The 25,036-nt window shown below is 35.7% G+C and carries 23 protein-coding genes; 19 read left to right on the top strand and 4 right to left on the bottom strand.

Features of this window, described 5'->3' with window-relative positions; all coding sequences use genetic code 11:
- The coding region (locus tag CW752_RS06130; protein ID WP_101238876.1) for a beta-carotene 15,15'-monooxygenase at positions 1-1,061 on the top strand (1,061 nt) is incomplete at its 5' end.
- Positions 1,062-1,068: 7 nt separating this feature from the next.
- Complete coding sequence (locus CW752_RS06125) at positions 1,069-1,962, top strand: hypothetical protein (protein ID WP_101238875.1); 894 nt, start codon at positions 1,069-1,071, stop codon at positions 1,960-1,962.
- 51 nt (positions 1,963-2,013) lie between these two features.
- On the opposite strand, the gene CW752_RS06120 is transcribed toward CW752_RS06125, so the two are convergent.
- From CW752_RS06120 to CW752_RS06110, 3 genes are all read right to left on the bottom strand, one after another.
- A complete protein-coding gene (locus tag CW752_RS06120; protein WP_101238874.1) occupies positions 2,014-2,463 on the bottom strand; it encodes a GNAT family N-acetyltransferase in 450 nt (149 codons plus the stop codon).
- Positions 2,456-3,079, bottom strand: coding sequence for a ribosome biogenesis GTP-binding protein YihA/YsxC (gene yihA / locus CW752_RS06115; RefSeq protein ID WP_101238873.1), 624 nt, complete (start codon positions 3,077-3,079; stop codon positions 2,456-2,458). Before yihA ends, CW752_RS06120 begins: the two co-directional genes overlap by 8 nt.
- A gap of 64 nt (positions 3,080-3,143) precedes the next feature.
- Positions 3,144-3,905 carry an alpha/beta fold hydrolase gene (locus CW752_RS06110; RefSeq protein WP_101238872.1) on the bottom strand — a complete coding sequence of 254 codons (762 nt, stop codon included), beginning with the start codon at positions 3,903-3,905 and terminating at the stop codon, positions 3,144-3,146.
- Between the two features lie 272 nt (positions 3,906-4,177).
- On the opposite strand from CW752_RS06110, the gene mraZ reads away from it, so the two are divergent.
- From mraZ to CW752_RS06025, 17 genes are all read left to right on the top strand, one after another.
- On the top strand, positions 4,178-4,636 hold the full coding sequence (mraZ, locus tag CW752_RS06105; RefSeq protein ID WP_101238871.1) for a division/cell wall cluster transcriptional repressor MraZ: 459 nt from the start codon (positions 4,178-4,180) through the stop codon (positions 4,634-4,636).
- Positions 4,637-4,683: 47 nt separating this feature from the next.
- Positions 4,684-5,577 (top strand): 16S rRNA (cytosine(1402)-N(4))-methyltransferase RsmH, encoded by an 894-nt coding sequence (gene rsmH / locus CW752_RS06100; protein ID WP_101238870.1) that lies wholly within the window; start codon positions 4,684-4,686, stop codon positions 5,575-5,577.
- A gap of 77 nt (positions 5,578-5,654) precedes the next feature.
- Positions 5,655-6,020 carry an FtsL-like putative cell division protein gene (locus tag CW752_RS06095; RefSeq protein ID WP_101238877.1) on the top strand — a complete coding sequence of 122 codons (366 nt, stop codon included), beginning with the start codon at positions 5,655-5,657 and terminating at the stop codon, positions 6,018-6,020.
- Positions 6,004-7,995: a penicillin-binding transpeptidase domain-containing protein gene (locus CW752_RS06090; protein ID WP_101238869.1), complete on the top strand. Its 1,992-nt coding sequence runs from the start codon at positions 6,004-6,006 to the stop codon at positions 7,993-7,995. The genes CW752_RS06095 and CW752_RS06090 overlap by 17 nt, the downstream gene beginning before the upstream one ends.
- A gap of 59 nt (positions 7,996-8,054) precedes the next feature.
- Complete coding sequence (locus CW752_RS06085; protein ID WP_101238868.1) at positions 8,055-9,515, top strand: UDP-N-acetylmuramoyl-L-alanyl-D-glutamate--2,6-diaminopimelate ligase; 1,461 nt, start codon at positions 8,055-8,057, stop codon at positions 9,513-9,515.
- A gap of 41 nt (positions 9,516-9,556) precedes the next feature.
- Complete coding sequence (locus CW752_RS06080; protein ID WP_101238867.1) at positions 9,557-9,934, top strand: four helix bundle protein; 378 nt, start codon at positions 9,557-9,559, stop codon at positions 9,932-9,934.
- A gap of 42 nt (positions 9,935-9,976) precedes the next feature.
- Positions 9,977-11,218 carry a phospho-N-acetylmuramoyl-pentapeptide-transferase gene (mraY, locus tag CW752_RS06075; protein ID WP_101238866.1) on the top strand — a complete coding sequence of 414 codons (1,242 nt, stop codon included), beginning with the start codon at positions 9,977-9,979 and terminating at the stop codon, positions 11,216-11,218.
- A gap of 83 nt (positions 11,219-11,301) precedes the next feature.
- Positions 11,302-12,627 (top strand): UDP-N-acetylmuramoyl-L-alanine--D-glutamate ligase, encoded by a 1,326-nt coding sequence (murD, locus tag CW752_RS06070; protein WP_101238865.1) that lies wholly within the window; start codon positions 11,302-11,304, stop codon positions 12,625-12,627.
- Positions 12,628-12,690: 63 nt separating this feature from the next.
- On the top strand, positions 12,691-13,929 hold the full coding sequence (locus CW752_RS06065) for an FtsW/RodA/SpoVE family cell cycle protein (protein ID WP_101238864.1): 1,239 nt from the start codon (positions 12,691-12,693) through the stop codon (positions 13,927-13,929).
- A gap of 54 nt (positions 13,930-13,983) precedes the next feature.
- Positions 13,984-15,078, top strand: a complete 1,095-nt coding sequence (murG, locus tag CW752_RS06060; protein ID WP_101238863.1) for an undecaprenyldiphospho-muramoylpentapeptide beta-N-acetylglucosaminyltransferase — start codon at positions 13,984-13,986, stop codon at positions 15,076-15,078.
- A 105-nt stretch (positions 15,079-15,183) separates the two neighbouring features.
- Positions 15,184-16,542, top strand: a complete 1,359-nt coding sequence (murC, locus tag CW752_RS06055; protein WP_101238862.1) for a UDP-N-acetylmuramate--L-alanine ligase — start codon at positions 15,184-15,186, stop codon at positions 16,540-16,542.
- 229 nt (positions 16,543-16,771) lie between these two features.
- Positions 16,772-17,755 carry a cell division protein FtsQ/DivIB gene (locus CW752_RS06050; RefSeq protein WP_101238861.1) on the top strand — a complete coding sequence of 328 codons (984 nt, stop codon included), beginning with the start codon at positions 16,772-16,774 and terminating at the stop codon, positions 17,753-17,755.
- A gap of 89 nt (positions 17,756-17,844) precedes the next feature.
- Positions 17,845-19,230, top strand: a complete 1,386-nt coding sequence (gene ftsA, locus CW752_RS06045) for a cell division protein FtsA (protein ID WP_101238860.1) — start codon at positions 17,845-17,847, stop codon at positions 19,228-19,230.
- An 87-nt stretch (positions 19,231-19,317) separates the two neighbouring features.
- Positions 19,318-21,231 (top strand): cell division protein FtsZ, encoded by a 1,914-nt coding sequence (gene ftsZ, locus CW752_RS06040; protein ID WP_101238859.1) that lies wholly within the window; start codon positions 19,318-19,320, stop codon positions 21,229-21,231.
- Positions 21,232-21,321: 90 nt separating this feature from the next.
- Positions 21,322-21,768, top strand: a complete 447-nt coding sequence (locus CW752_RS06035; protein WP_101238858.1) for a GatB/YqeY domain-containing protein — start codon at positions 21,322-21,324, stop codon at positions 21,766-21,768.
- 451 nt (positions 21,769-22,219) lie between these two features.
- Positions 22,220-22,630, top strand: a complete 411-nt coding sequence (locus CW752_RS06030; RefSeq protein WP_101238857.1) for a BrxA/BrxB family bacilliredoxin — start codon at positions 22,220-22,222, stop codon at positions 22,628-22,630.
- 105 nt (positions 22,631-22,735) lie between these two features.
- Positions 22,736-24,250 (top strand): GH3 auxin-responsive promoter family protein, encoded by a 1,515-nt coding sequence (locus CW752_RS06025; protein ID WP_101238856.1) that lies wholly within the window; start codon positions 22,736-22,738, stop codon positions 24,248-24,250.
- A gap of 182 nt (positions 24,251-24,432) precedes the next feature.
- Here the strand turns inward: CW752_RS06025 and CW752_RS06020 are convergent, their stop codons facing one another.
- Positions 24,433-24,879, bottom strand: a complete 447-nt coding sequence (locus CW752_RS06020) for a hypothetical protein (protein WP_101238855.1) — start codon at positions 24,877-24,879, stop codon at positions 24,433-24,435.
- Positions 24,880-25,036: the final 157 nt, after the last annotated feature.

Here is a 25,036-nt window from a genome sequence, read left to right as displayed (position 1 = left end):
AACAAAAAAATAGAGAAACTGAGATTAAAGCTTTATTCGTTTCTCAGGAAACCAAAGAAGAACAATTAAAAAACAAAGACACAGAAATTGAGAGCTATCAACTTACCATTGAAACCTTAAAAGGGGAGATTCTTGATCTTCCAAGAAATCCGGAAAAATACAATGTAAAAGCAACAAGAGGAGCATCTGCAAAATTCTGGATCGGCTTTATCCTTTTGATTCCTATCACTTTATATTTAACAACGTTTTACATATCAACCTCTTATTCGGCTTTCTTTAAAGGCTTTGATGCAAAAAGTACCATAATCCAAAGTGTTTTAGACGCACAAGCCTTCAGTAAAGCGTGGAACGAGGGAGCAATTGAGGGTGCTTTTGTGACTCTGATTCCATTTGTATTTCTAGGATTAGGCTATTTGATCCATATGTTTTGGGAAAATAAAACGAGAGCAAATTACATCAAACTCGGATTATTATTTATTGTAACATTTATTTTCGACTCCATTTTAGCATATGAAATTGAATCAAAACTCTATGAGCTGAATAAAACTTTTGATTCTCCTCTGTTTGATATTAAAATAGCTTTTACCAAAATTCAGTTTTGGGGAATTATTTTCGCCGGGTTCATTGTCTATATCATCTGGGGGTTAGTTTTCGATTTTGTAATGAAAGAATTCCGTGAAAAGGATAAGATCAGAAATGAGCAGGAGATCAGGCAGAAAAAGATTGATTTTTTCCAGGAAAAGATTAATGTTCTGAAAAAAGAAACAGAAGAGATTCAGACCTATATCGGAACAATAAAAGAAACGATCATCAAAACAAGAGGAAGAATCGAAGAACTTCAAAATGTTATTGATGGAGTTATCATTCCCACTAAAGATTACAAATTATATGCTTCGGAATACGTCCAGGGCTGGATAACATTTATTGGTGAAAAAATAGCTGTATCAAGAACCGAAAAACAAACAATGATAGATGAATGCATCGCAACCTATAATACTAATCTGGAAACTGTAGGAGCTAACTCTGACAATCAAAATTTAGTTTATTTATCATCTTTATAACCACATTATGAAAAAAATACTCTATTTTTATTTATTATTGATGATTCCTTTGATTTCTTGTTGCAAAAATAAAGATGAAGCCATTGAAGAAAACAAAGATCCTATTACTGTCGACTCAAACAATATTAATGTCAGCATTTTAATTGATTTATCAGATAGAATCGACCCAATAACTAATCCCAATCCTACAATGCAATATTTCCAAAGAGATACGGAATATATTAAAGCCATTGAAAAAGGTTTTTCAGATCATATTAAATCAAAGAAAATCATTACCTATGATGATCAGATGCAGATTTTCTTCAATCCAGAACCTTCTGATCCGAAAATGAACGAATTCACAAAAGAGCTAAAAGTTTCTTTCAATAAAGCTACTCCTAAAAATTACTTTGAATCCATAGACAGAAAGTACTCAGAATTACCTTTAAATATATATCAGTCAGCGATTAAAGATGGAAAATATGTTGGTTCTGACATTTGGGAATTCTTTAAAAATAAAGTCAACGATTATTGTATTAAAAAAGATAAAAGAAATATCCTCTTCATTTTAACTGACGGATATATGTATCATGAAAACACCAAATTTACGGAGGGTAGTAAAACCTCATATCTAACCACCAAATTAATAAAAGCTAACAATCTCACTACTTCTGATTTTAAAAATATTATTAAAAAAAATAATTTTGGTTTCGTAAAGGCTAATGATGATTTAAAAAAACTTGAAATTATCGTTTTAGGAATAAATCCAGAAAAAGGAAACCCTTTCGAGGAAGCTGTCATTAAAGAATACTGGGAAAATTGGTTCAAAGAAATGAACATTAAGAAGTATCAAATCAAATCTGCTGATCTCCCATCCAACCTCGAACCTATTATATTAAAAGCAATAGCAGATAAAAACTAAAAACACTCAACATATATCAAAAAAGCGAAGAAAAATCTTCGCTTTTATATTTTATCTTCTAATCATTTCCGTATGCGGAATATCATCTTCCAGATATTTTTTCCCGGTATCTACAAAGCCAAAATCGCCATAAAATTTCAACAGATAATCCTGTGCTGAAATTCTGATCTCCGGAGTATGGAAGCGATTTTCAATAGTATCCACAGCATATTTAATCAATAGCTTTCCTAAACTTTTACCTCTCGCTTTCTCAGTAGTAAGAACTCTTCCGATAGAAGTTTCTTCATACTTGATTCCTTTATCAAAAATACGGCAGTATGCAAGTACTTCCCCATTTTCTTCAGCCCAGATATGCACTGCTTTCTGATCATAATTATCCAGATCAGGATAAGGACAATTCTGTTCAATAATAAAAACATCCACACGAGCTTTCAGTACTGCATATAATTCAGGAACCGTAAACTCATCAAAGGTTTTAATTTTCCATACAATATTACTCATCAAAATTTACATTATTATGGATTAAAAAATCATTTGTCTTCTCTATAAAGTTTAGGATTTCATCGCCTCCTTCTTTTTTTTCTGCAGAAGTAATATAGAGTTCCGGAAGATCTTCCCAGGTTTTATGAAGTTCCATTTTATAGTCGTCTACATTTTTAATAACAGCATTGGGTTTCAACTTATCTGCTTTTGTAAAAACAATAGAAAACGGAACTCCACTTTCACCACACCACTGCATGAATTCCAAGTCAATTTTCTGAGGATTATGCCTTACATCTACTAAAACAAAAAGATTGACCAGATTTCTTCTATTCAAAATATAATTGGTGATCAGCTTTTCAAAGTCCTTGCGTATTACTTTTGAAACTTTAGCATATCCGTAGCCCGGTAAATCGGTAAGATACCAGTTTTCATTCACTAAAAAATGATTGATCAGCTGGGTTTTTCCCGGAGTCTGTGATGTTTTAGCCAAATCCTTATGATTCATCATTGCGTTAATCAATGAAGATTTTCCCACGTTAGATCTTCCGATAAAAGCATATTCCGGAATATTAGGTTCAGGACATTCCTGCCATTTCCCACTACTCTTTACAAACGTTGCTGTCTTAATAACCATTTTGAATTTATTTTAGAAAAATAAACCATTAAGAAAAGCTCTTAATGGTCATTTATTATGTATTTTAAACTTTATCTTTTATCCAGTTGTACAGGATTTCATTGAATTCGTCCGGTTTTTCCATCATGGCAGCATGGCCGCAATGGTCAATCCAAAACAAATCCGAATTAGGGATAAACTTATGCATATCTTCCGCTACTTCCGGAGGAGTTACATTATCCTGCTTCCCCCAAATCAGACATGTAGGGGTCAGAATTTTGGGAAGATCGTTCAGCATATTGTGTTTGATAGCACTTCTTGCCAGCATCACTGTTTTTATACCTTTCATTCGGTCATTTACTACTCCGAAAACTTCATCTACAAGATCTTCCGTAGCAATTTTCGGATCATAAAAAACCTCTTCTGTTTTTTTCCTGATATATGATCTGTCGTTTTTTCTTGGGAAACTATCCCCGAAAGTCCTTTCATACAATCCCGAACTTCCCGTCAAAACAAGATTCTTTACCAAATCCGGTCTCGCCAAAGTCAGAATAAGTCCCACATGACCTCCCATTGAGTTCCCTACAATGGATACTGGTCCTGAAATATGACTTTCTATAAACTTGATAATATATTTTGCTAAAGTAGTAAGATTGGTATTGAGTACCGGCAAATCATAGATTGGCAGCTGAGGAACATATACCTTATATCCTCTTTCCGAAAAAAAATCTACCATTTTATCGAAATTACTCAATCCACCCATTAAACCGTGCAACAGCACTAATGGATGTCCTTCTCCCGCCTCTACATAGGAATATTTCTTTTCTTTTTTTGTACTAAATATCATATAACGCCTTAATAAAGCCCTGCAAAAATACAAATTAAACCTCAAAAATATTTTGATTATCCTAATTTAAGATAAAAATAATACAATATTCTCCTTTTTAACTTTTTTTTTCAAAATCCCTTTATTATGGGCTAAATAACACTTTTTATAACCATCAAAATATCAATTATTTACAAGTTAAAAATTCAACATTTAATAAAACTTATTAACATTGAGTCAAAAAGTGGGAAAAAGTGGGAAATTTTGGAAATTATTATATAAATTTGTCCCAAATGAAAAGTTTCATTGGGACATATGAGTGTAAAATTGACGACAAAGGCCGCTTAAAAGTTCCTTCATCTTTAATCAAACAGATGGAAAACTTCGACGACAAGGCGTTTGTAGTCAAAAGATCTGTGTTCCAACCTTGTCTGGAAGTCTACCCTATGAATGCATGGGATAAACTGATGGGCAAAATTAATAAACTGAACAGGTTCATAAAAAAGAATGCTGATTTCATACGAATGTTTACGGCAGGAGTAAAAACAGTAGAATTGGATAATGCAGGAAGACTGCAGATTTCAAAAGACCTGACACTTTTCGCAAATCTACAGAAAGATATTGTGGTAACCAGTGCAGGAGAACTTTTTGAAATTTGGGATAAAGAAGCCTACGAAAAGGTTATTGCCACCAATGAAGCAGATTTTGCCAGCCTTGCCGAAGATGTGATGGGCTCTTTCGATGAAGAATAGCTGTAGCGGTTATTAGTTTTATTTTTTTAACAAAAACACAATTAAGCATGTATCATAACCCCGTTTTGTTGAAGCAGAGTGTAGATGATTTGGTGACGAATCCTGACGGAATATACGTGGACTGCACCTTTGGAGGCGGAGGCCACTCAAGGGAGATCCTGAGCAGACTTTCTGATAAAGGAAAACTTTTCAGTTTTGACCAGGATCTGGATGCTCTTAAAAATACAATTGATGACCCAAGATTTACATTAGTGAATCAGAATTTCAGATTCCTGGAAAACTCTTTACTGATGTATGGTATTCCACAGGTTGATGGAGTTTTAGCAGACTTAGGCGTTTCATCTCACCAGTTTGATGAAGCGGACCGAGGTTTTTCTACAAGAAGTAATGCTCCTTTGGATATGAGGATGAATGTGATGCAAAACCTTGATGCCAAAAGAGTAATCAATGAATATGGAGAAGAAGAGCTTGCTGATCTTTTTTACCATTATGGAGAATTAAGAGAAGCAAGAAAACTAGCTAGAGAGATTGTTCATCACAGAAAAACAAAAAGTATAGAAACCACGGAGGATTTGAAAAAACTTTTCAGCTATATTCCTCCTCATAAGGTTAATAAATTCTATGCCCAACTTTTTCAGGCAATAAGAATAGAAGTAAACCAAGAGCTTGAAGTATTAAAAGAAATGCTTGTACAAGCTTACAATGTTTTAAAACCGGAAGGAAGATTGGTCGTTATTTCTTACCATTCCTTAGAAGACCGTTTGGTAAAAAGATTCCTGAAAAACGGAATGTTTGAAGGAGAACCGGAAAGAGATATCTATGGAAATTATAAAAAAGCATTCGAGCTGATAAAGAGCAAAGCGATAATCCCCGATGATAAGGAGATCGAAGAAAACTCAAGAGCAAGAAGTGCAAAAATGAGAACAGGAATAAAAGTATGAATGATAACAGATAATTGATCAATGATGATTTTAAAATATCAATCATCATTGATCAATCATCAATTATAAAAAAAGCTTTGGCAAAAAGAACAACAAATCGCCCACAGAAAAGACTCACTTTTATAGATATTATAAAAGGAAATTTTCTGAATCGTGATGAGATCAAAATACATTACAAGTATTTTCTCCTGTTGTTTGTGTTGATGATGGCCATGATTTACAGCAACCATCTCGTCAACAAGAAAATCAGAATTGTTAATGCCTTAAAAGAAGAAACAGAAGAATATAAATCGAGAAATGCTTACGCCCAAAGTAAGCTGATCAAAGTAAAAATGGAATCAGAATTGGGGAAAGAGGTAGCCAGGGACTCTTTAATGACCTTGGAAAACCACCCTCATAAATTGCTAATAAAACTGGACAGTACAGATGCAAAAGCAAAATGAATACGACAATAAACGTAAAAAAACGTTAAGATGGGGCTACCTCTTCGCAGTGGTAGCTTTGTGCGTGTTTGTAATGTTTTTAGCCAGGATTGTGATCCTTCAAAACACTAATGTTCAGGAAATTAAAGATGATTACATTAATAAAAATTATCGTGAAGCCACTTTAAAGGCTGCCCGCGGAAATTTATTTGCGTCTGATGGTTCTATCCTGGCGACAACCGTAATGCGCTATGACATCTATCTTGATTTCAAAACAATGAAAGATACTGTCTATACCAACAATATCGGACCTCTTACAGATTCTTTGAGCAAAATGTTCGGAAAACCTAGAAGTGAATTTAGACAGAAGTTTGACGAACAAAAGAAAAAGAAAAACCAATATTATACTTTGGTAAAAGGACTTGATTTCGATCAATACGATAGAATCAGAAAGTTCCCGATATTCAAAAGAGGTAAAAACAAAGGAGGATTCATCGTTGACAGAAATTATAAAAGAGAGTTGGCAACTTCCGAAATCGGAGCCGGTACCATCGGTATGGATAACGGAGATTTGAAATCCGGACTTGAGGGTGCCTTTTCAAAATATCTGACAGGTACTGACGGAAAAAGATTAGAACAAAGAATTAACTCTTCCCAATGGAAGCCTATTGATTTCTGGAAAGTACAGGAACCTGTAGACGGGGAAGACGTATACACCACCTTAGACCTTAGAATTCAAGACATTGCACACTCAGCACTAGAGAAGCAGCTCATTAACTTTGAGGCAAAACATGGCACTGTCATTGTCATGGAGGTTGAAACCGGAAAAGTTCGCGCCCTTGTCAACTTAAGAAGAACAGAATCAGGAGATTATGAAGACTCTTATAATTATGCATTAAAAGATAATATCGAACCTGGTTCCACTTTTAAAACAATCTCTCTTCTGGCAGCAATGGACGACGGGTTTATTGATGAAAATACAACCGTAAATGTAGGAAATGGGGTTTGGACTTATGCCAAACAAAGAATTTCAGACGGTCACGGCGGTGGAACTTATGATATCAGTGATGTTCTAGCTAAATCCAGTAACGTAGGAACAGCCAAATTAATCACGAAATATTACGCAGAGAAGCCTCAAATCTTCCTTGACCACTTAAAACGTTGGAAATTATTTGATAAAATGGACATCGAACTTCCGGGAATTACAAAACCGAAAATCGTAACGCCACAAAATAAAAGATGGAACGCTGCTACACTAGCTTCCATTTCATACGGATATTCTTCCAACATCAACTTATTACAATTAACAACTTTCTATAACGGAGTTGCTAATGGAGGAAAAATGCTTAAACCATTATTCATCGATAAAATCATGAAAGATGGAAAAGTAATGTATAAGGCAAAACCTGAAGTGATGGTAAATAAAATGGCATCTGAAAAAGCTGTTAAAATGATGACCAGTGCTTTAACCAAAGCCGTAGAAAAAGGAACAGGACGAAGCATCTTCACACCCAACCTGAAAATGGCAGGAAAAACAGGAACCGCAAGATTTGAATACTGGCTTCCCGGACCAATGAAGTACCGCGCATCATTCGCAGGCTTCTATCCGGCAGACAGCCCCAAATATACATGTTATGTTATGGTCAGCGAACCAAGCCCTTCGAAAGGATTTTATGGAGGAGCCGTTGCAGCACCGGTGTTTAAAGAAATTGCTGGAAAAACGTTCCTGAAAACACCACAAAACATTGAAAAAGAAATGCTTGTAGACAAAAAGGTTAACCTTAGCAAAATGGTGGAACCTAATGTAAAAATAGCAGTAAATGATAAGCAAATGCCTAATGTAGTAGGATTAATCGGTAAAAACGTAATCCCACAATTAGAAAATTTAGGATATCGTGTCGACTATAAAGGAGTAGGAAGAATCAAAGAACAGTTCCCTTTAGAAGGTACGACGATCAGCAAGAACCAGAGAATTTATTTGTCTCTGCAAAATTAAAAAACAGAGTCCCAAAGGGACGCTTAACAAAAAATAGGATAAAATCCTATTGATAAAAAATGATAGTAACAGAATTAGTAAACAGAATCCCGGTAGTAGAAATCCACGGTGACAACAATCGTGAGGTGACTGAATTGGTGATCGACAGCAGAAAGGTTACAGCGAACTCTCTTTACATTGCAATGAGAGGTACAGTGGTGGACGGACATTCGTTCATTGCTTCCGCTATTGAAAAAGGAGCAAAAACGATCGTTTGCGAAGAACTTCCTGAAGTATTGGATGAAAATATCACTTATGTAAAAGTAAAAGATTCATCAAAAGCTTTAGGACACCTGGCTTCCAATTTCTTTGGGAACCCTTCTCAGAAATTAAAATTGATCGGTGTTACCGGAACCAACGGTAAAACATCTGTTTCTACCCTTCTTTTTGACGTATTCAGAAACTTAGGATATGACGCTGCTTTACTATCCACTGTTGAAATCAGAATTGGTGAAGAAGTTATTCCGGCAACACATACTACTCCGGATGTAATTACCATCAACAGAATCTTAGCGGAAGCTGTAGAAAAAGGATGCGAATTTGCTTTCATGGAAGTTAGCTCTCACGGAATTGCCCAAAACAGAATTGAAGGACTGCACTTTAAAGTAGCAGGTTTCACTAATCTTACCCATGATCATTTAGATTATCATAAAACGTTTGAAGAATACCTTAAAACAAAGAAAAGATTCTTCGACGGACTTGAAGATTCCGCCATTGCCATCACCAATATAGATGACAAAAACGGAAATGTAATGCTTCAAAATACTAAGGCTAAAAAGAAGTCTTATGCTTTAAAAACAATGGCAGACTACCACGGAAAACTTCTAGAAGTTGATTTCAACGGAATGCTATTGAATTTCAATGGAAAAGAATTCTGGACAACATTAACAGGAAAATTCAATGTTTACAACCTGTTGCTTGTATTTGGAATCGCTATAGAACTAGGTTTTGAACAAAGTGAAGTCCTTCAGGCTATCAGTACATTAAAAAGAGTATCCGGAAGGTTTGAAACATTCAAATCTGATGGAGGGATTTTCTTTATTGTAGATTATGCACATACTCCGGATGCATTAGAAAACATACTGGACAGCATCAACGATATCAGAACCAAAAATGAAAGATTAATTACTGTTTTCGGTTGTGGAGGAGACAGAGATCACTCAAAAAGACCTGAAATGGGGAATATTGCCACTAAAAAATCAACCTTGGCAATCATCACTTCAGATAATCCGAGAACAGAAGATCCGGCACAGATTATCAAAGAAATTGAAGCAGGTGTTGAGCCTCAAAACTTCAGCAAATACACTTCAATTCCGGATAGAAAAGAAGCCATTAAAATGGCAATAAAGTTTGCAGAACCTAAAGATATTGTTTTAGTAGCCGGAAAAGGACACGAAACCTATCAGGAGATAAACGGTGTAAAACATCATTTTGATGACAAAGAAGTAATTAATGAGCTTTGGAAATTAATGTCTAAATAAATTGAAAGATTGAATTCATTTAAAGATTTAAAAATTTGACAATGACGAAGAATTTTGAAAACTTCCCTGTATATATCAAAGGTTTAGATCTTATTGAAAAAATTTATGAATTTCTTCAAAGTCAAAGTTTTGAAAAAGAATTTGAATTTAATAACCAGATAAAAAGAGCGGCCTTTTCAATTACCAACAATATTGCGGAAGGTTCAGAATATAATAATAACAGACAATTTATTAGATATTTAAAAATTGCAAAAGGCAGCTGTGCTGAAGTAAAAAGTATGCTGATTGTAAGTAAAAGATTAAAATTGGGTAATGAAAATAAAGCTGAGGAGATCATTGTGCTTTCAAGAGAAATTTCTTCAAATATTTCCAACTTTATTAAATATTTAAGTGACAATGTTGAAAAACCCAGTTTTTAAATCTTTAAATAAATTAAATTTTTAAATTAAAAAGACAGAAACATGCTATACTATCTATACGAATATCTAACTAACCATGGAATTCATATTCCGGGATTGGGAATGTTGAAATACATCTCCTTCCGTGCCGGAATGGCTGTACTTTTCTCACTTATCATTGCTCTTGTCTACGGAAAAAGAGTAATCAATTATCTGAGAACAAAACAGATGGGAGAATTAGTACGTGATCTTGGACTGGATGGCCAAAAACAAAAAGAAGGAACTCCTACTATGGGAGGACTCATCATTATTCTGGCAACCATTATTCCGGTATTATTGTTTACAAGAATTACCAATGTTTATATTGTCCTATTATTGGTTTCCATGATTTGGATGGGAGCAATTGGGTTTCTTGATGATTATCTGAAGAAAATAAAGAAAAATAAAGACGGACTAAGCGGTAAGTTTAAAATTGTAGGCCAGGTAGGACTAGGATTAATTGTCGGAGTGACCATGTATTTCCATCCGGACATTACTGTTAAAAGAAAATATGCTGATGCTAAAGTGGTAAACAGAAACAATGTAGAGCAAAACTTTATGCCTACAGAGAAAATTACAGTTTCTACTGTTCCATTTGCAAAGAATAATGAGTTCGATTATAGTGGAATTTTATTTTGGATGAATGATAAAGATGCCCATGAATGGGCATGGATTGTCTTTATCCCTATTGTGATCTTTATTGTAACAGCCGTTTCAAACGGAGCCAATATCACAGATGGAATTGACGGTCTCGCCGCGGGAACAAGTGTAGTCATACTGCTCACACTCGCTCTTTTCGCCTACCTTTCAGGGAACATTATCTTCGCAGATTACCTTAATATCATGTTCCTTCCGAATATGGGGGAAACCACAATTTTCGCAGTAGCAATGGTAGGAGCCGTTATCGGGTTTTTCTGGTATAATACCTATCCCGCTCAGGTTTTCATGGGAGACACGGGAAGCTTGATGTTAGGAGGAGTAATTGCCGTATTGGCCATTATTTTAAGAAAAGAATTATTGATTCCTGTTTTATGCGGAATCTTCCTGATTGAAAACCTATCTGTAATGCTACAGGTGATCGTTTTCAAATACAGAAAGAAAAAATATGGGTTGGAATACGCCCAAAACAATAGACTATTCAAAATGTCACCATTACATCACCATTATCAGAAAGAAGGATTTCACGAAAGTAAAATCGTAAACAGAATGATTATCATTGGAGTAATACTGGCAATTGTTTGTCTGATCACATTAAAAATGAGATAAAAAATCAATTTAAAAATTAAAAGATTGAAACATTGAATAATTTTTTTAATCATTAAATCTTTTAATCATTAAATCAAAATAATATGAAAATAGTTGTTTTAGGAGGTGGAGAAAGCGGATGTGGAGCTGCTTATTTGGCTAAAAAGAAAGGTCTGGGAGTATTTCTTTCAGACAGAGGAGCCATTAAAGATAACTATAAGCAGTTTCTTATCGAAAATGAAATAGAATTTGAAGAAGGAAACCACGATGAAGACAGAATTTTAAATGCTGACTGGATCGTAAAAAGCCCGGGAATTCCGAAAAAAGCAGAAATCATCCATAAAATTCATGAGAAAGGTATCAGACTTTCTTCTGAAATAGAATTTGCATCTGAGTTTACAGATTCAAAAATTATTGCCATTACAGGAAGTAACGGAAAAACAACTACCACTTCCCTGATCTATTACATCCTGAAAAATGACGGATTAAATGTAGGGTTGGGAGGAAATATCGGATATAGCTTTGCTAAACAGGTCGCTGATGAAAACCATGAATATTATGTCCTGGAAGTAAGTTCTTTCCAATTGGATGATATTCAGAACTTCAGACCTTATATTTCTTTATTGTTGAATTTATCTCAGGATCACCTGGATCAGTATAACTACAATTATGAAGAATATGCACTGGCAAAATTCAGAATCGCTGAAAACCAAGAAAATGATAACTTTTTCATCTATAACAAAGATGATGAAATGAGCAAGAATATTCTTGAAAAATTAGAAATCAAAGCAAAGATGATCCCTTTCTCCACAAAAGAAAAATTATCTGAAGGAGGGTTCATCAACGATGATAAAATTGTGGTAAAAATGAAAGACGAATTCTCAATGAAAATTGATGAATTATCTCTTCTTGGAAACCATAACGTTGCCAATAGCCTGGCAGCATCAATTGCGGGTAAAATTCTGGAAATCAACAATGAAAGTATAAGAAATTCATTAATGACATTCCAGGCTGTAGAACACAGATTGGAGTTTGTTACTGAAATTGAAGGCGTAAAATACATCAATGATAGTAAAGCAACCAATGTGAATGCCACTTATTATGCCCTGGAAAGTATGAAAACCCCAACGGTATGGATTGTAGGAGGACTAGACAAAGGAAATGACTATACCGAAATTGAAGATTTAGTAAAAAGAAAAGTAAAGGCTATTGTTTGCCTTGGAATCGACAATAAAAAGATCATAGACTTCTTTAAAGACAAAAAAGAATTTATTTATGATACTTCAAGCATGGAAGAAGCCGTGAAAATATCAAAATCATTGGCTAAAAAAGGTGATACGGTGCTTCTATCCCCATGTTGTGCAAGCTTTGATTTATTCAAAAGCTATGAAGACAGAGGTCACCAGTTTAAAGAACAGGTATTAAAATAAAATGTAAAATGTCAGCTGTACAGAGTACATAGTGCTTTATACACTATACATCAATACAATATTATGGACGAACAGAACACAGAAAGCAGATTTGAATTTCTAAAGGGCGATAAAGTACTTTGGATGGTCATTCTTGTGATCTCCATCTTCTCTATTTTCCCTGTTTACTCTGCAAGTTCAAATTTGGAATACATCGTTAATAACGGAACTACTACAGGTCACGTTATCAAACACATGTTCTTTGTAGTCCTGGGATTAGCAATTATGAGACTTGTAGGAACTATAAAATATGAATACATCGGAAAGCTCAGCAGTATCCTGCTTGGCTTGATGATCATATTATTGGTCGTAACGATGTTCACCGGTCAGACCATTGATGGAGCCAGTGCTTCAAGATGGTTGAAAATTCCGGGAACCCCGATCTCCTTCCAGCCATCCTCATTTGCATTCTTAATGCTCATCATTTATTTATGCAGATATTTAACCAAAAAGATCACAAGAGAAAGGCTTCCGATAGAAAATATCATGTATATTTTTGGACCGATACTGCTTGTTTTTGTACTGGTGGCAAAAGATAACGGTTCTACAGCATTAATGATCTTAATGGTCTCCGTAGTGGTTTTGGTTATAGGACAGCTTCACTGGAAATATATTGCAGGTTTTATTTCAGCCTCATTTATAGCCATTGTTTTCTTCCTTTTGATCGCTTTAAATACCAATATGATCGGTGGAAACCGTGTTCATACATGGATGAGCCGTGTAGAAACCTTTACATCAAGTAAAGCCAAATCAGCAGACACTGATGACGAAAGCGTAAAAGCTAAAAACTATCAGGTTATGCAGGCAAAAGCAGCCATTGTACATGGCGGAATTACAGGAATGGGACCCGGAAAAAGTGCATTGAAACAAATGCTCCCACAGTCTGCCTCCGATTTTATTTTTGCTGTAATTGTAGAAGAATATGGGTTAATTGGAGCAGCTTTCCTGATCAGTTTATACCTGATCATGATGATCCGGATTGTAATGATTGCCAGTAAAATGCCGGCATTCTTCGGTTCCTTACTCGTACTCAGCCTCGGAGTGATGATTTTTATACAGCTTTCCGTAAATATAGCCGTTGCCGTTAATTTAATTCCGGTAACAGGACAGCCACTGCCATTAATAAGTTACGGAGGAACCTCCATGCTGGTAACCTATTTACAGCTGGGGATTATCTTAAATATAAGCTCAAGAATTCAGATTTATGATGAAGAAGGAATGGGCAAAAAACAAAGTATAGCAGAAATAAACGACATAGCATAAACCAAGAGTCCCAAAGGGACGATTTAACCAAAAATCGGGCGTAGCCCTTTAACAATGAACAAAAAACTAAAAATAATACTATCAGGCGGAGGAACAGGAGGTCACATCTTCCCTGCCATCGCCATTGCTGATGAAATCAAAAAAAGGTTTCCTGATGCGGAATTTTTGTTCATTGGAGCCAACGGAAAAATGGAAATGGAAAAAGTTCCTCAAGCCGGCTATAAAATCGAAGGAATTGATATCGTCGGAATAGACAGAGGAAATCTACTATCCAACCTCGGATTGCCTTTCAAAATTCTGAAAAGCTTATCCAGGTCCAAGAAGATCATTAAAAACTTCGCTCCGGACTTTGCCATAGGAACAGGAGGCTTTGCCAGCGGACCCGCTCTTTATGAAGCAAGCAAGCTAGGTATTCCGATTTTTATTCAGGAACAAAATGCTCATGCCGGAGTAACCAATAAAATTTTAAGCAAGAAGGCTAAAGCTGTTTTTACAGCTTATCCAAAAGTAGAAGGTTTCCCTGAAGAAAAAATACAATTCCTGGGAAATCCAATTCGTGAAAACATTGTTTCAGGAATGCAGGAAACGGCTCAGGCAAAAGAAAAAATGGGATTAAATAAGGACAAACTTACGATTCTATCCGTAGGAGGTTCTTTAGGATCCAGAACATTGAATAATGCCTGGAAAGAAAATCTTGAAAATCTGAAAGAAAAAGGCTATCAATTGATTTGGCAAACCGGAAAGTTGGATTATAACGAATTATCTTCCAGCCTCCAGCTTCCAACTTCCATTCATTTGAAAGAATTCATTAAAGACATGGAGCTGGCTTATTCCGCAGCAGATATCATTGTTTCAAGAGCCGGAGCAATTGCCATTTCAGAGTTGGCTGTAGCTCAAAAACCGGTATTATTGGTTCCCTTCCCTTTTGCTGCAGAGGACCATCAAACCAAAAACGCCATGAATCTTGTTGAAAAAAACGCTGCAAGAATGGTAAAAGACTCTGAAATGCAGGAAAAATTCTGGAATACATTATCAGAAATCTGCGAAAATGAAAATGTAAGAAAAGAAATGTCTGAAAATCTGAAATATTTTGCAAAGCCTAATGCTGCAAAAGAGATCGTAGATGAGATATTTAAAATTATAGGATAAATGCGTAAAATTTGTCATTCTGAACGAAACATAGTGAAATAAAGAATCTCTATTATTGAGATTTCTCGTTCCTCGGAATGACAAAATGAAAATTTTTAATAAATAATGAAGAATTTAGAAACATATCAAAACTTTTACTTCGTAGGCATCGGAGGTATCGGAATGAGTGCATTAGCACGATATTTCAATGCATCCGGTAAAAACGTATTGGGCTATGATAAAACCAATACTAAACTTACTCAAAACCTGATGAAAGAAGGAATTGATATTGTTTTCGAGGACCTTATTGATGAAAGAATAACCTCTCTTCAGCAAGAAAATACATTGGTTATCTATACTCCGGCCATCAAAACGCTGGGAATTTTAGATTATTTCAACCAGAATCAATTTGAAGTTTTAAAGCGAGCTAAAGTTTTAGGACTCATTACGGAAAATACAGATTGTATTGCCATAGCCGGAACCCATGGAAAAACAACAACGTCTACCTTGGTTTCCCACTTATGTAAAGAAGCAGATTTACCTTTCTCATGTTTCTTAGGAGGTATTTCTGAGAATTTTAAATCCAACTTCTTATACAATGGTTCTACCTATTCAGTGGTAGAAGCTGACGAATATGACAGAAGCTTTCTAAACCTGTCTCCTGATTGGGCTGTAGTGACTTCTACTGATGCAGACCACTTAGATATTTATGGAGATAAAAGCCATATTGAAGAAGGATTCAGGCAATTTGCAGCTTTAGTTCCTGAGGACAAAAAACTGTTTGTAAGAAAAGGAGTTGAAATCGGAAGAGATCATCAAACATATGCAGTAAACGAAAAGGCGGATTACTATTCAGATAATCTACGTATGGATCATGATAAAATCTATTTTGATTTTCATACTCCCACAGAAACAATCAGAGACTTTGTTTGGGAAATCCCGGGAATCCATAATGTTGAAAATGCCACTGTAGCATTAGCTATTCTTCACAATTTGGGTGCAGATTTTGATACGCTGAAAAAAGCAATTGCCAATTTTAAAGGAATTAAGAGAAGATATACCAAACATATCTACGAAAACGGTAAAATTTATATTGATGATTATGCCCACCACCCAACAGAAATCAATGCTGTAATGGGCTCAATTAAAACCTTTTACCCGGATAAAAAATTATTGGTAGCCTTCCAGCCTCACTTGTTCAGCAGAACGAGGGATTTTGCAGACGGATTTGCAGAAAGTTTAAGCAACGCTGATGAATTGATTTTGCTTGATATCTATCCTGCAAGAGAGCTTCAGGAAAATTTTGAAGGAATTACTTCAAACTGGTTACTGGAAAAAGTAAAATTAGATAAAAAAGAAGTATCAACATTGTCCGATGCTTTTGAAAAAATAAAAGAAAAAGATTTTGATATCCTTCTTACAGTAGGAGCAGGAAATATAGATACCCTATATGACCCGATTTGTGAGTGGGTTGCAAAAATTTAATATAAACGCAGTGTTCGCTAAGAAAGTTTAAAAAGTAAAATGTTTTTTGGGCGCAGAGGCGCTTCAATCAGCAAAGAAAATGAATTAACAAAGATTACTGGAAAAAAAAGATATATTAACAATAAAATTATAAAAATTACAGCCTTCGCTGAGTGAAGCGCCCTTGTGAACGAAAAGAAAACAGTAATAATAAAGAAAATTTTGCGAGCGTTGCGTTAAAAGAAAAAATATGAAAAATAAGTACAGAATATTAAAAATTGTTATCACCGTAATCATCCTTGGGTTGTTACTGAGTTTCTCGTTGAAGAGATTCAGTGGTCAAAAGATTACAGATAATAAAATTTCTGTAAAAATGAACGAAAAAACTCCGGTGTATTTCGTTGATGAAAAAGATATCAGAGAAATTGTAAAAAAGGAGAATCCATCAGGAAAAGTAGGAGATCTCAATATTCCGTTATTGGAAAAAAAGATCAATTCTCTCCCAGCTGTTGACAGTGCTAATGTTTATCTGAATTTAAATGGAAAACTTAACCTGGATATAAAACAAAGAGTCCCTGTATTCAGACTTAATAGAGATGGAAAGGATTTTTATGTGGATGAAAAGGGTATTGAATTCCCTATTTCAAGAACTTACTCTCATCCTTGTATGCTGGTGACAGGAAATGTAAAGCCCGACGAATATCAGAAACTCGCAGAACTCGTCGAAAAAATTGACAAAGACGATTTCAGTAAAAAATATTTTATTGGAATTTCAAAAAATAAAGATAGTTATAATCTCCTGACAAGCGAAGGAAATTACAGAGTAGAAATTGGAGATTTAGATAATATTGACTTTAAAGTAAGAGGTTTTAAAACTTTTGTAGAGAAATATTTGGTATACCAGGATCCTCAAAAATACAGTATGGTTTCCGTAAAATATCAGAATCAGATTGTCACAACCCTTAATCCCTATTTCAAGGAAAACGATAGTCTGCTGAAAGCCGGAAAACTAGAATTAGCCAAAGCCCCGTCCCAGTCTGTTACTGTAAAAAAAGCAGAAACAAAGCCAAAGACAGCAGAAACAAAGAAAACACACACAACATCAATAAAACCTAAAGAAAGCACAAAACCAAAAACACACGCAAAAGAAACGAAAAAAACAGAAAAAAAATCCCCGGCACCGGCACAGTCCAAGCCAAAGCCAAAGCCGAAACCCAAGGTAAAAATAGAATAAAAGAAAGTCTCCAAAGAGACAATTTAACACAAAACAGGACCTAGTCCTGATTATAGAAAAAGTAGAAAAAAATCAAATCGATATAACAAATGGAAAATCAAGAGTATTCAGTAGGTCTGGACATCGGGACAACGAAGATAGTCGCGATTGTCGGAAGAAGGAATGCACACGGGAAAATAGAAGTTCTCGGTGTAGGAAAAGCTAAAAGTCTTGGTGTTCATAAAGGTATTGTGAATAACATTTCACAAACTATTAATTCAATCAAGGCTGCAGTATCCGAAGCACAATCCAGTGCCGGAGTTCCTATCCGCAAAGTAACGGTAGGTATAGCAGGAAAACACATCCGTTCTCTGCAGCACTCCGATTATATTATGCGTGAACATCCTGATAAATTTATCACAGATGATGACATTGAAGCATTAAAAGATCAAGTGAAAAAACTGGTCATGCTTCCAGGTGAAGAAATCATCCACGTACTTCCTCAAGAATATAAAGTGGATTCCGAAGGTGAAATTCAGGAGCCTGTCGGAATGCACGGAAAACGTCTAGAGGCCAACTTCCACGTAGTCGTTGGGCAGATGGGAAGCATCAGAAATATAGCAAGATGCGTTCGCGAAGCCGGATTAGAAATGGAAGCTCTTACTTTAGAACCATTAGCTTCTTCTGAGGCAGTTCTTACCAAAGAAGAAAAAGAAGCAGGAGTAGCCATCGTAGATATAGGTGGTGGTACTACCGACATTGCTATTTTCAAAGATAATATCATCCGTCATACCTGTGTGATTCCATACGGAGGCGGAATTATTACGGAAGATATCAAAGAAGGCTGCTCTATTATTGAAAAACATGCAGAACAATTGAAAGTAAAATTCGGTTCCGCTGTGCCAGAATTAGAAAAAGACAGTACTTTTGTAACTATTCCCGGGCTTCACGGAAGACCGGACAAAGAAATTTCTTTAAAAACTTTAGCACAAATCATCAATGCAAGAGTAGAAGAAGTTTTGGAAATGGTCAATACAGAGCTTAAAGCTTACGGTGCTTTCGAACAAAAGAAAAAGCTGATTGCCGGAATCGTTTTGACCGGTGGTGGCTCCAATTTAAAGCACCTTCGTCAGTTGGCCAATTATACAACAGGCTTTGACAGCAGAATCGGTTTTGCGAATGAATATATCGCTAACGATAAAAATCAGTACCTGAAAGGCCCTGAATTTGCTACGTCTATTGGGTTGCTGATGGAGAGTTTAAAGATCCGAGACAAAAAACAGGTAGCTGACGAAATGGAAGAAGTTGTAAATGAACAACCTAAGCCGGAAACGGCGTCTGTGCAAACAGAAACGGTTCAGCCGGTTCAACAGCAAACTGCAGCTGCTCAGGAACAATCTGTAGCCAATGAACAGCGTGAAAATAGAAAAGCAAAGCTCACTTTTGGGCAATCGCTTATGGAAAAAGTAAAAAAATTCTTTGAAGAAGTAGAGTAAATTATAAATGGTGAATGATAAGCGATAAATGATCTTTTCCTTATCAATTATCATGAATCAATTATCAATTTTATAAAAAGTATAGTTATGGAAAATATAGGTACACAAGGATTTTCATTTGACCTACCAAAGGGAAATTCATCCATCATAAAAGTAATTGGTGTAGGAGGCGGTGGAAACAACGCATTAAAGCACATGTACGAAAAGGGTATTCACGGAGTAGACTTCGTGATCTGTAATACAGATGCCCAGACATTAGATAATAACCCTGTTGCCAATAAAGTTCAATTAGGTACTTCCATTACGGAAGGACTTGGGGCTGGTGCAGATCCTGAAGTAGGAGAAAAATCAGCTATCGAAAGTATTGAAGATATCAAAGCGGCAATGGGACAGAACACTAAAATGGTGTTCATCACTGCCGGAATGGGTGGTGGTACAGGGACCGGAGCTGCTCCTGTCATTGCTAAAGTGGCAAAAGACATGGGAATTCTAACCGTAGGTATTGTTACCGTTCCTTTCAGCTTTGAAGGAAAAAGAAGGTTAGAACAAGCAGAAAACGGACTTGATAAATTAAGAAACAATGTTGACTCTCTGATTGTCATCAACAATGATAAACTAAGACAACAATTTGGAAATCTTGGATTCAAACAAGGATTCTCAAAAGCCGATGAAGTGTTAACCAATGCTGCCAAAGGTATGGCAGAGGTTATTACAGGTTACTTTGATGTAAACATTGACTTTAGAGATGCTAAATCTGTCCTTCAAAACTCAGGGACAGCCTTGATGTCTACAGGGACTGCTTCAGGTGAAAACAAAGCAGAAGAAGCGGTAAGAAAAGCGCTTGACTCTCCATTGTTGAACGACAATAAGATTACCGGTGCGAAAAACGTACTATTGTTGATCAGAAGTGGTGCAGAAGAAGTAACCATGGACGAAATCGGTATCATCATGGATCACATCCAGAAAGAGGCAGGAAACACTGCTGACATTATTTTCGGGGTTGGTGCTGATGAAGAACTTGGTGACGCAGTAAGCGTTCTTGTTATCGCTACAGGTTTCTCTAATGATAACAAAAAATTCGCCGGTCCTACAGAGAAGATCAGAATCAGCCTTAATGATAGCTTTGAAGCTCAAAAAACTTCCCCTTTTAAAACAAGAGAAGAGAGAGAAGTTAAACCTGAAACAACCCATGATTTCGGAGGAAAAAACCTTTTCAGACTTGATGACGAAGAACACGACACTCCGTTCAATGTGACGTCTACTGAAAAAAAAATGACGATTGAAGAGGAGGAGATCAAAACAGAAATAAAATTCTTTGATAAAGAGGAAGATACATTAAATACTCCTGAACAGGCATGGAGAAATGAAGAAGAGGCTGAAGATCAGGAATACAGTTTATTTTCTATTGATGAAGAAGCAGATGATCCAAATGATTTGGAAATTGAGTCTTTCTCATTTGATTTTGATAATAAAAAAGAAGAACCTCAATCAGGAAGTTCTTTCAATAACTCTTTTTCAGAGCAAAAACCTGTCGAATTCAGTTTCTTTGTAAATGAACCTACGAGAAATGAGCCTAAAACAGATTTCGGACAACCTAAGGCAGAATTTAATGCACCAACCAGTGCAGTAGCCGAGCCTGATCAAAAGGTAGAAGCGTTCTACCAAAAACAAGAAGAGCCGAAGTTTGAAACAAAACAGACTTTTGAGAATAAAACAACAATTGAAACTCCAAAGACTGAAGAATCAGAATTCACTTTTGTGAATAAAACTGTTGATCAGGACAGAGTAATAGAAAGAAGAAATAAGTTAAAAGAATTCAATTCCCGTTATCAAAGCTTTGATAGCACAAGCGAATTCGAGTCTATTCCTGCTTTCAAAAGAAAAAATATCTCAATTGACGGAACCAATGCATCGGATCAGAATATCAATACCTATTTATCCGACAACAATGGTTCTATGCAGATCAGAGAAAACAGATTCTTAAATAAAGACGTAGACTAAACGCTATAAGCAGTACGCAGTAAGCTATAGGCTATTCCAGCCGAATCAAAAAGCTTACTGCTTATTGCCTAAGGCCTAAAGCATATAAACATGAGTTTAGAAAATACAATAAGCGAAGCTATAAAAACAGCAATGAGAGAGAAAGACAGAGTTGCTCTGGATTCCCTTCGTGCCGTAAAATCTCAAATTCTTCTTTTAAAAACTGAAGCTAAAGGTGCTGAAGTTTCTGCAGAACAAGAAATTGCTATTCTACAAAGAATGATCAAGCAACGTAAAGATTCTTTTGAACAATTTGCAGCACAAGGCAGACAAGATCTGGCAGAAGTAGAAGAAGCACAAATGAAAGTGATTGAGCAATTTTTGCCAAAACAACTTTCTTTAGAAGAACTAGAAACAGAAATTAAAAATATTATTTCTGAAACCGGAGCTGAATCTATCAAAGATTTAGGGAAGGTAATGGGAGCTGCCTCAAAAGCATTAGCCGGAAAATCAGACGGAAAAAGCATTTCCGAAATGGCTAAGAAGCTTCTTTCATAGAGAATTGTGTACCTCGTTTCGGTTATCCCGAATCGTTTTAAAACAATCTCTACCATAACTAAGGATATACAACCTTTGCATATCGATTTGATTAAGAAGCCCGGGACTTTTCTAAGTCTCGGGCTTCATTTTTTGTAATTAAGTCTTTTAAATATCCTTCAGCCTTTCTTCAAACTGAAAGAAGGGATTAACTACCCTATTCGGGCAGAATTAAAATGATTCTTGAGCTTGAGGGAAAGCTGTAAATGTTTTTTTCATGGTCTTTGTTTTTCAGAATCATTTCAAAATTAATAAAAATATTTTATTATCCATAGCTTTAATTCATTTATTTTCGAGTATTATTGAAATATTAATACTATGTTAATTTTATATAACTAAACTTTTGATAGTTATTATATATTGACGAAACGTAAAGAATTGTTTAACTTTGTACAGATAAAAAACAAAATATATGTATCCAACAGATTTAGTAATGCCTATGAAGGCTGAACTTACAGATAAAGGTTTCCAGGATTTAACAACTCCTTCTCAGGTAGAAGAAGCTTTGAAACAATCCGGAACTACATTATTAGTGATCAACTCCGTATGTGGATGCGCTGCAGGAGCTGCAAGACCGGGAGTTGTTTACTCTTTAACAGGAGATAAAAAACCGGATCACTTAACGACTGTTTTTGCAGGATTTGATACTGAGGCTGTAGTAGAAGCAAGAAAACACCTTGCTCCATTCCCTCCAAGTTCTCCATGTGTGGCTCTTTTTAAAGACGGAGAATTAGTTCATATGCTGGAAAGACACCACATTGAAGGAAACCCTGCAGGAGCAATTGCTGCCAACCTTCAAGCTGCATATGATGAGTATTGCTAAGAAACAATAAACTAAATAATAAACCGTTACAAAATTTGTAGCGGTTTTTTTATTTAACACCATAAAAAATTCTCTAAAAATTCAAATATCATTATATTTGTTGGAATGGCAACCAAAGCACTTTTCAATACCGTCGTCAACTGGTTTATCCGCCAAAGGATAGATCAAATTCAGAATTTCATGGACCATCCCATTGAAACACAGAAAGGTATATTATTTTCTCAGCTGTTTCATGCGGAAGATACTGAATATGGTAAGTTGTACGGGTTCAATTCCATTTCGAGTTATCAGGATTTTAAAAATAAAGTTCCTATTGTAACATATGAAGACTTTGAACCCTATATCGAAAAGGCAAGACAAGGTCAAAAAGATGTCAGCTGGCCCGGCTACATCAAACATTTTGCAAAATCCTCCGGAACAACGAATGCAAAAAGCAAATTTATTCCGATTTCAACAGAAAGTCTTGAGTATTGCCATATGAAAGCCGGAAAAGATATGGTGTCCATTTATGCCAATAATCATCCGGAAAACCAGCTTTTCAATTATAAAAACCTACGTTTAGGCGGAAGCTCCGAGCTATATGCCGATTTTAATACAAAATTTGGCGATTTATCTGCCATTTTAATTGATAACCTTCCATTTTGGGTAGAAATTACCACAACTCCGAGCAAGAAAGTTTCTTTGATGGGAGAATGGGAAAGTAAACTTAAAGCCATTACTTCAGAAGTGAAAAATGAGGATGTAGGAAGTATCCTTGGAGTACCTAGCTGGATGATGGTTCTTCTGCAAAGAGTATTAAAGGAAACCAATGTAGGTAGTATTTCCGAGCTATGGCCCAATTTAGAGGTGTTTTTTCACGGCGGAATTAGTTTTAAGCCCTACAGAGAACAATACAGGCAGATCATCGGAAAAAACATCAATTACTACGAAATTTACAATGCTTCCGAAGGCTTCTTTGGAATACAGGACAGATCGAACAGTGATGAAATGCTTCTTATGCTTGATTATGGGATATTTTACGAGTTTATTCCAATGGATCAATTCCATTTCTCAAATCCAAAGGTAGTAAACCTTGAAGATGTAGAGATCGGCAAAAATTACGCTATGGTCATTACTACCAATGGCGGTCTATGGAGGTACCTGATTGGAGATACAGTCGTCTTTACTTCTATCAATCCGTTCAGAATAAAAATAACGGGGAGAACCAAACACTATATCAATGCTTTTGGAGAAGAATTGATGATCACGAATGTAGAGTCGGCTCTTTCCAAAGCCTGTGAGGTAACAGGAGCTCAGATTACAGATTTTACGGGTGCTCCCGTTTTTATGAAAGAAAATGAAGGAGGGGCCCATGAGTGGATTTTTGAATTTAGCCAACGTCCGAATAATCTCGATTATTTTATTGATACTTTTGACCAACATTTGAAAACAATCAACTCGGATTACGAAGCCAAAAGATATAACAATATGACCCTTAAAAGGCCTATTGTACATATTGCTAAGCATAATTTATTTTATGACTGGCTAGAATCGAGAGGAAAGCTTGGTGGCCAGAATAAAGTGCCAAGACTAAGCAATGACAGGGAATATATAGACCCTTTGCTGGAACTTAATCAATAGGAGAAAAGAAGTTTGAGGATGGAAGATGGAGGTTCTTGCAGTCTTTAGGCAACTTATATTTTCTTTTGAAGTGAGTGTAGCTTGCAATAACTATAGTTAAAGAGAGAAGACACTTGCAACTTCCTTTTTCTGACTTTCAACCATAAAATAAACCCGCACTGAATTCAGTTGCGGGTTTATTTTTATTTACTTAAATCTTCTTTTAATTTTTTGGCGGCATCTTCAACTTTAGACGCTCCGTTTTTGGCAGCTTCTTTTGCGTTTTTACCAACTTCCTGAGCTCCGGTTTTAATATCTTTTCCTACTTTGTTAGCTTCCGTTTTAATATCTTGTCCTGCTTTATTTAGATCCTGTTTGGTTTTGTCTGCTGTAGCATCAATTTTATCTTTCGCTTTCTGTGCTGCATTATCAATCTTGTCCCCGGCCTGATCTAGTTTTGTATTCACATTTTCTTTAGCCTGGTTCACTTTTGCAGAATCAACGATATGAGGAGTCGTTTCAGTAACTGTTGTTGTCGTAGTTGTTACCGTTCCGTCCGCATTTTCTACTTGTTCTGTTTTCGTCGTAGATTTTGTACATGCTACAGCGAATACTGAAATCGCTAAAGCTGCTAAGATTTGTTTTTTCATATTATATTTTTTAAATGTTTTTATTTATTCTGTTTTGGTGTCAGCTCCGGATGGTGCCTCTGAAGCTTTCGGCTTCTTCTCAGCATCTGCCTTTTTCTTTTCTTCCTCTAGTTTCTTTTTGTTTTCTTTTTCCATTTCGGCCTTAAGCTTTTTTTCT

The organism is Chryseobacterium sp. PMSZPI, assembly GCF_002835665.1.
Classification (GTDB): domain Bacteria; phylum Bacteroidota; class Bacteroidia; order Flavobacteriales; family Weeksellaceae; genus Chryseobacterium.
The sequence above is the reverse complement of the archived record's forward strand: the minus strand, read 5'-3'. Positions and strand labels throughout refer to the sequence as shown.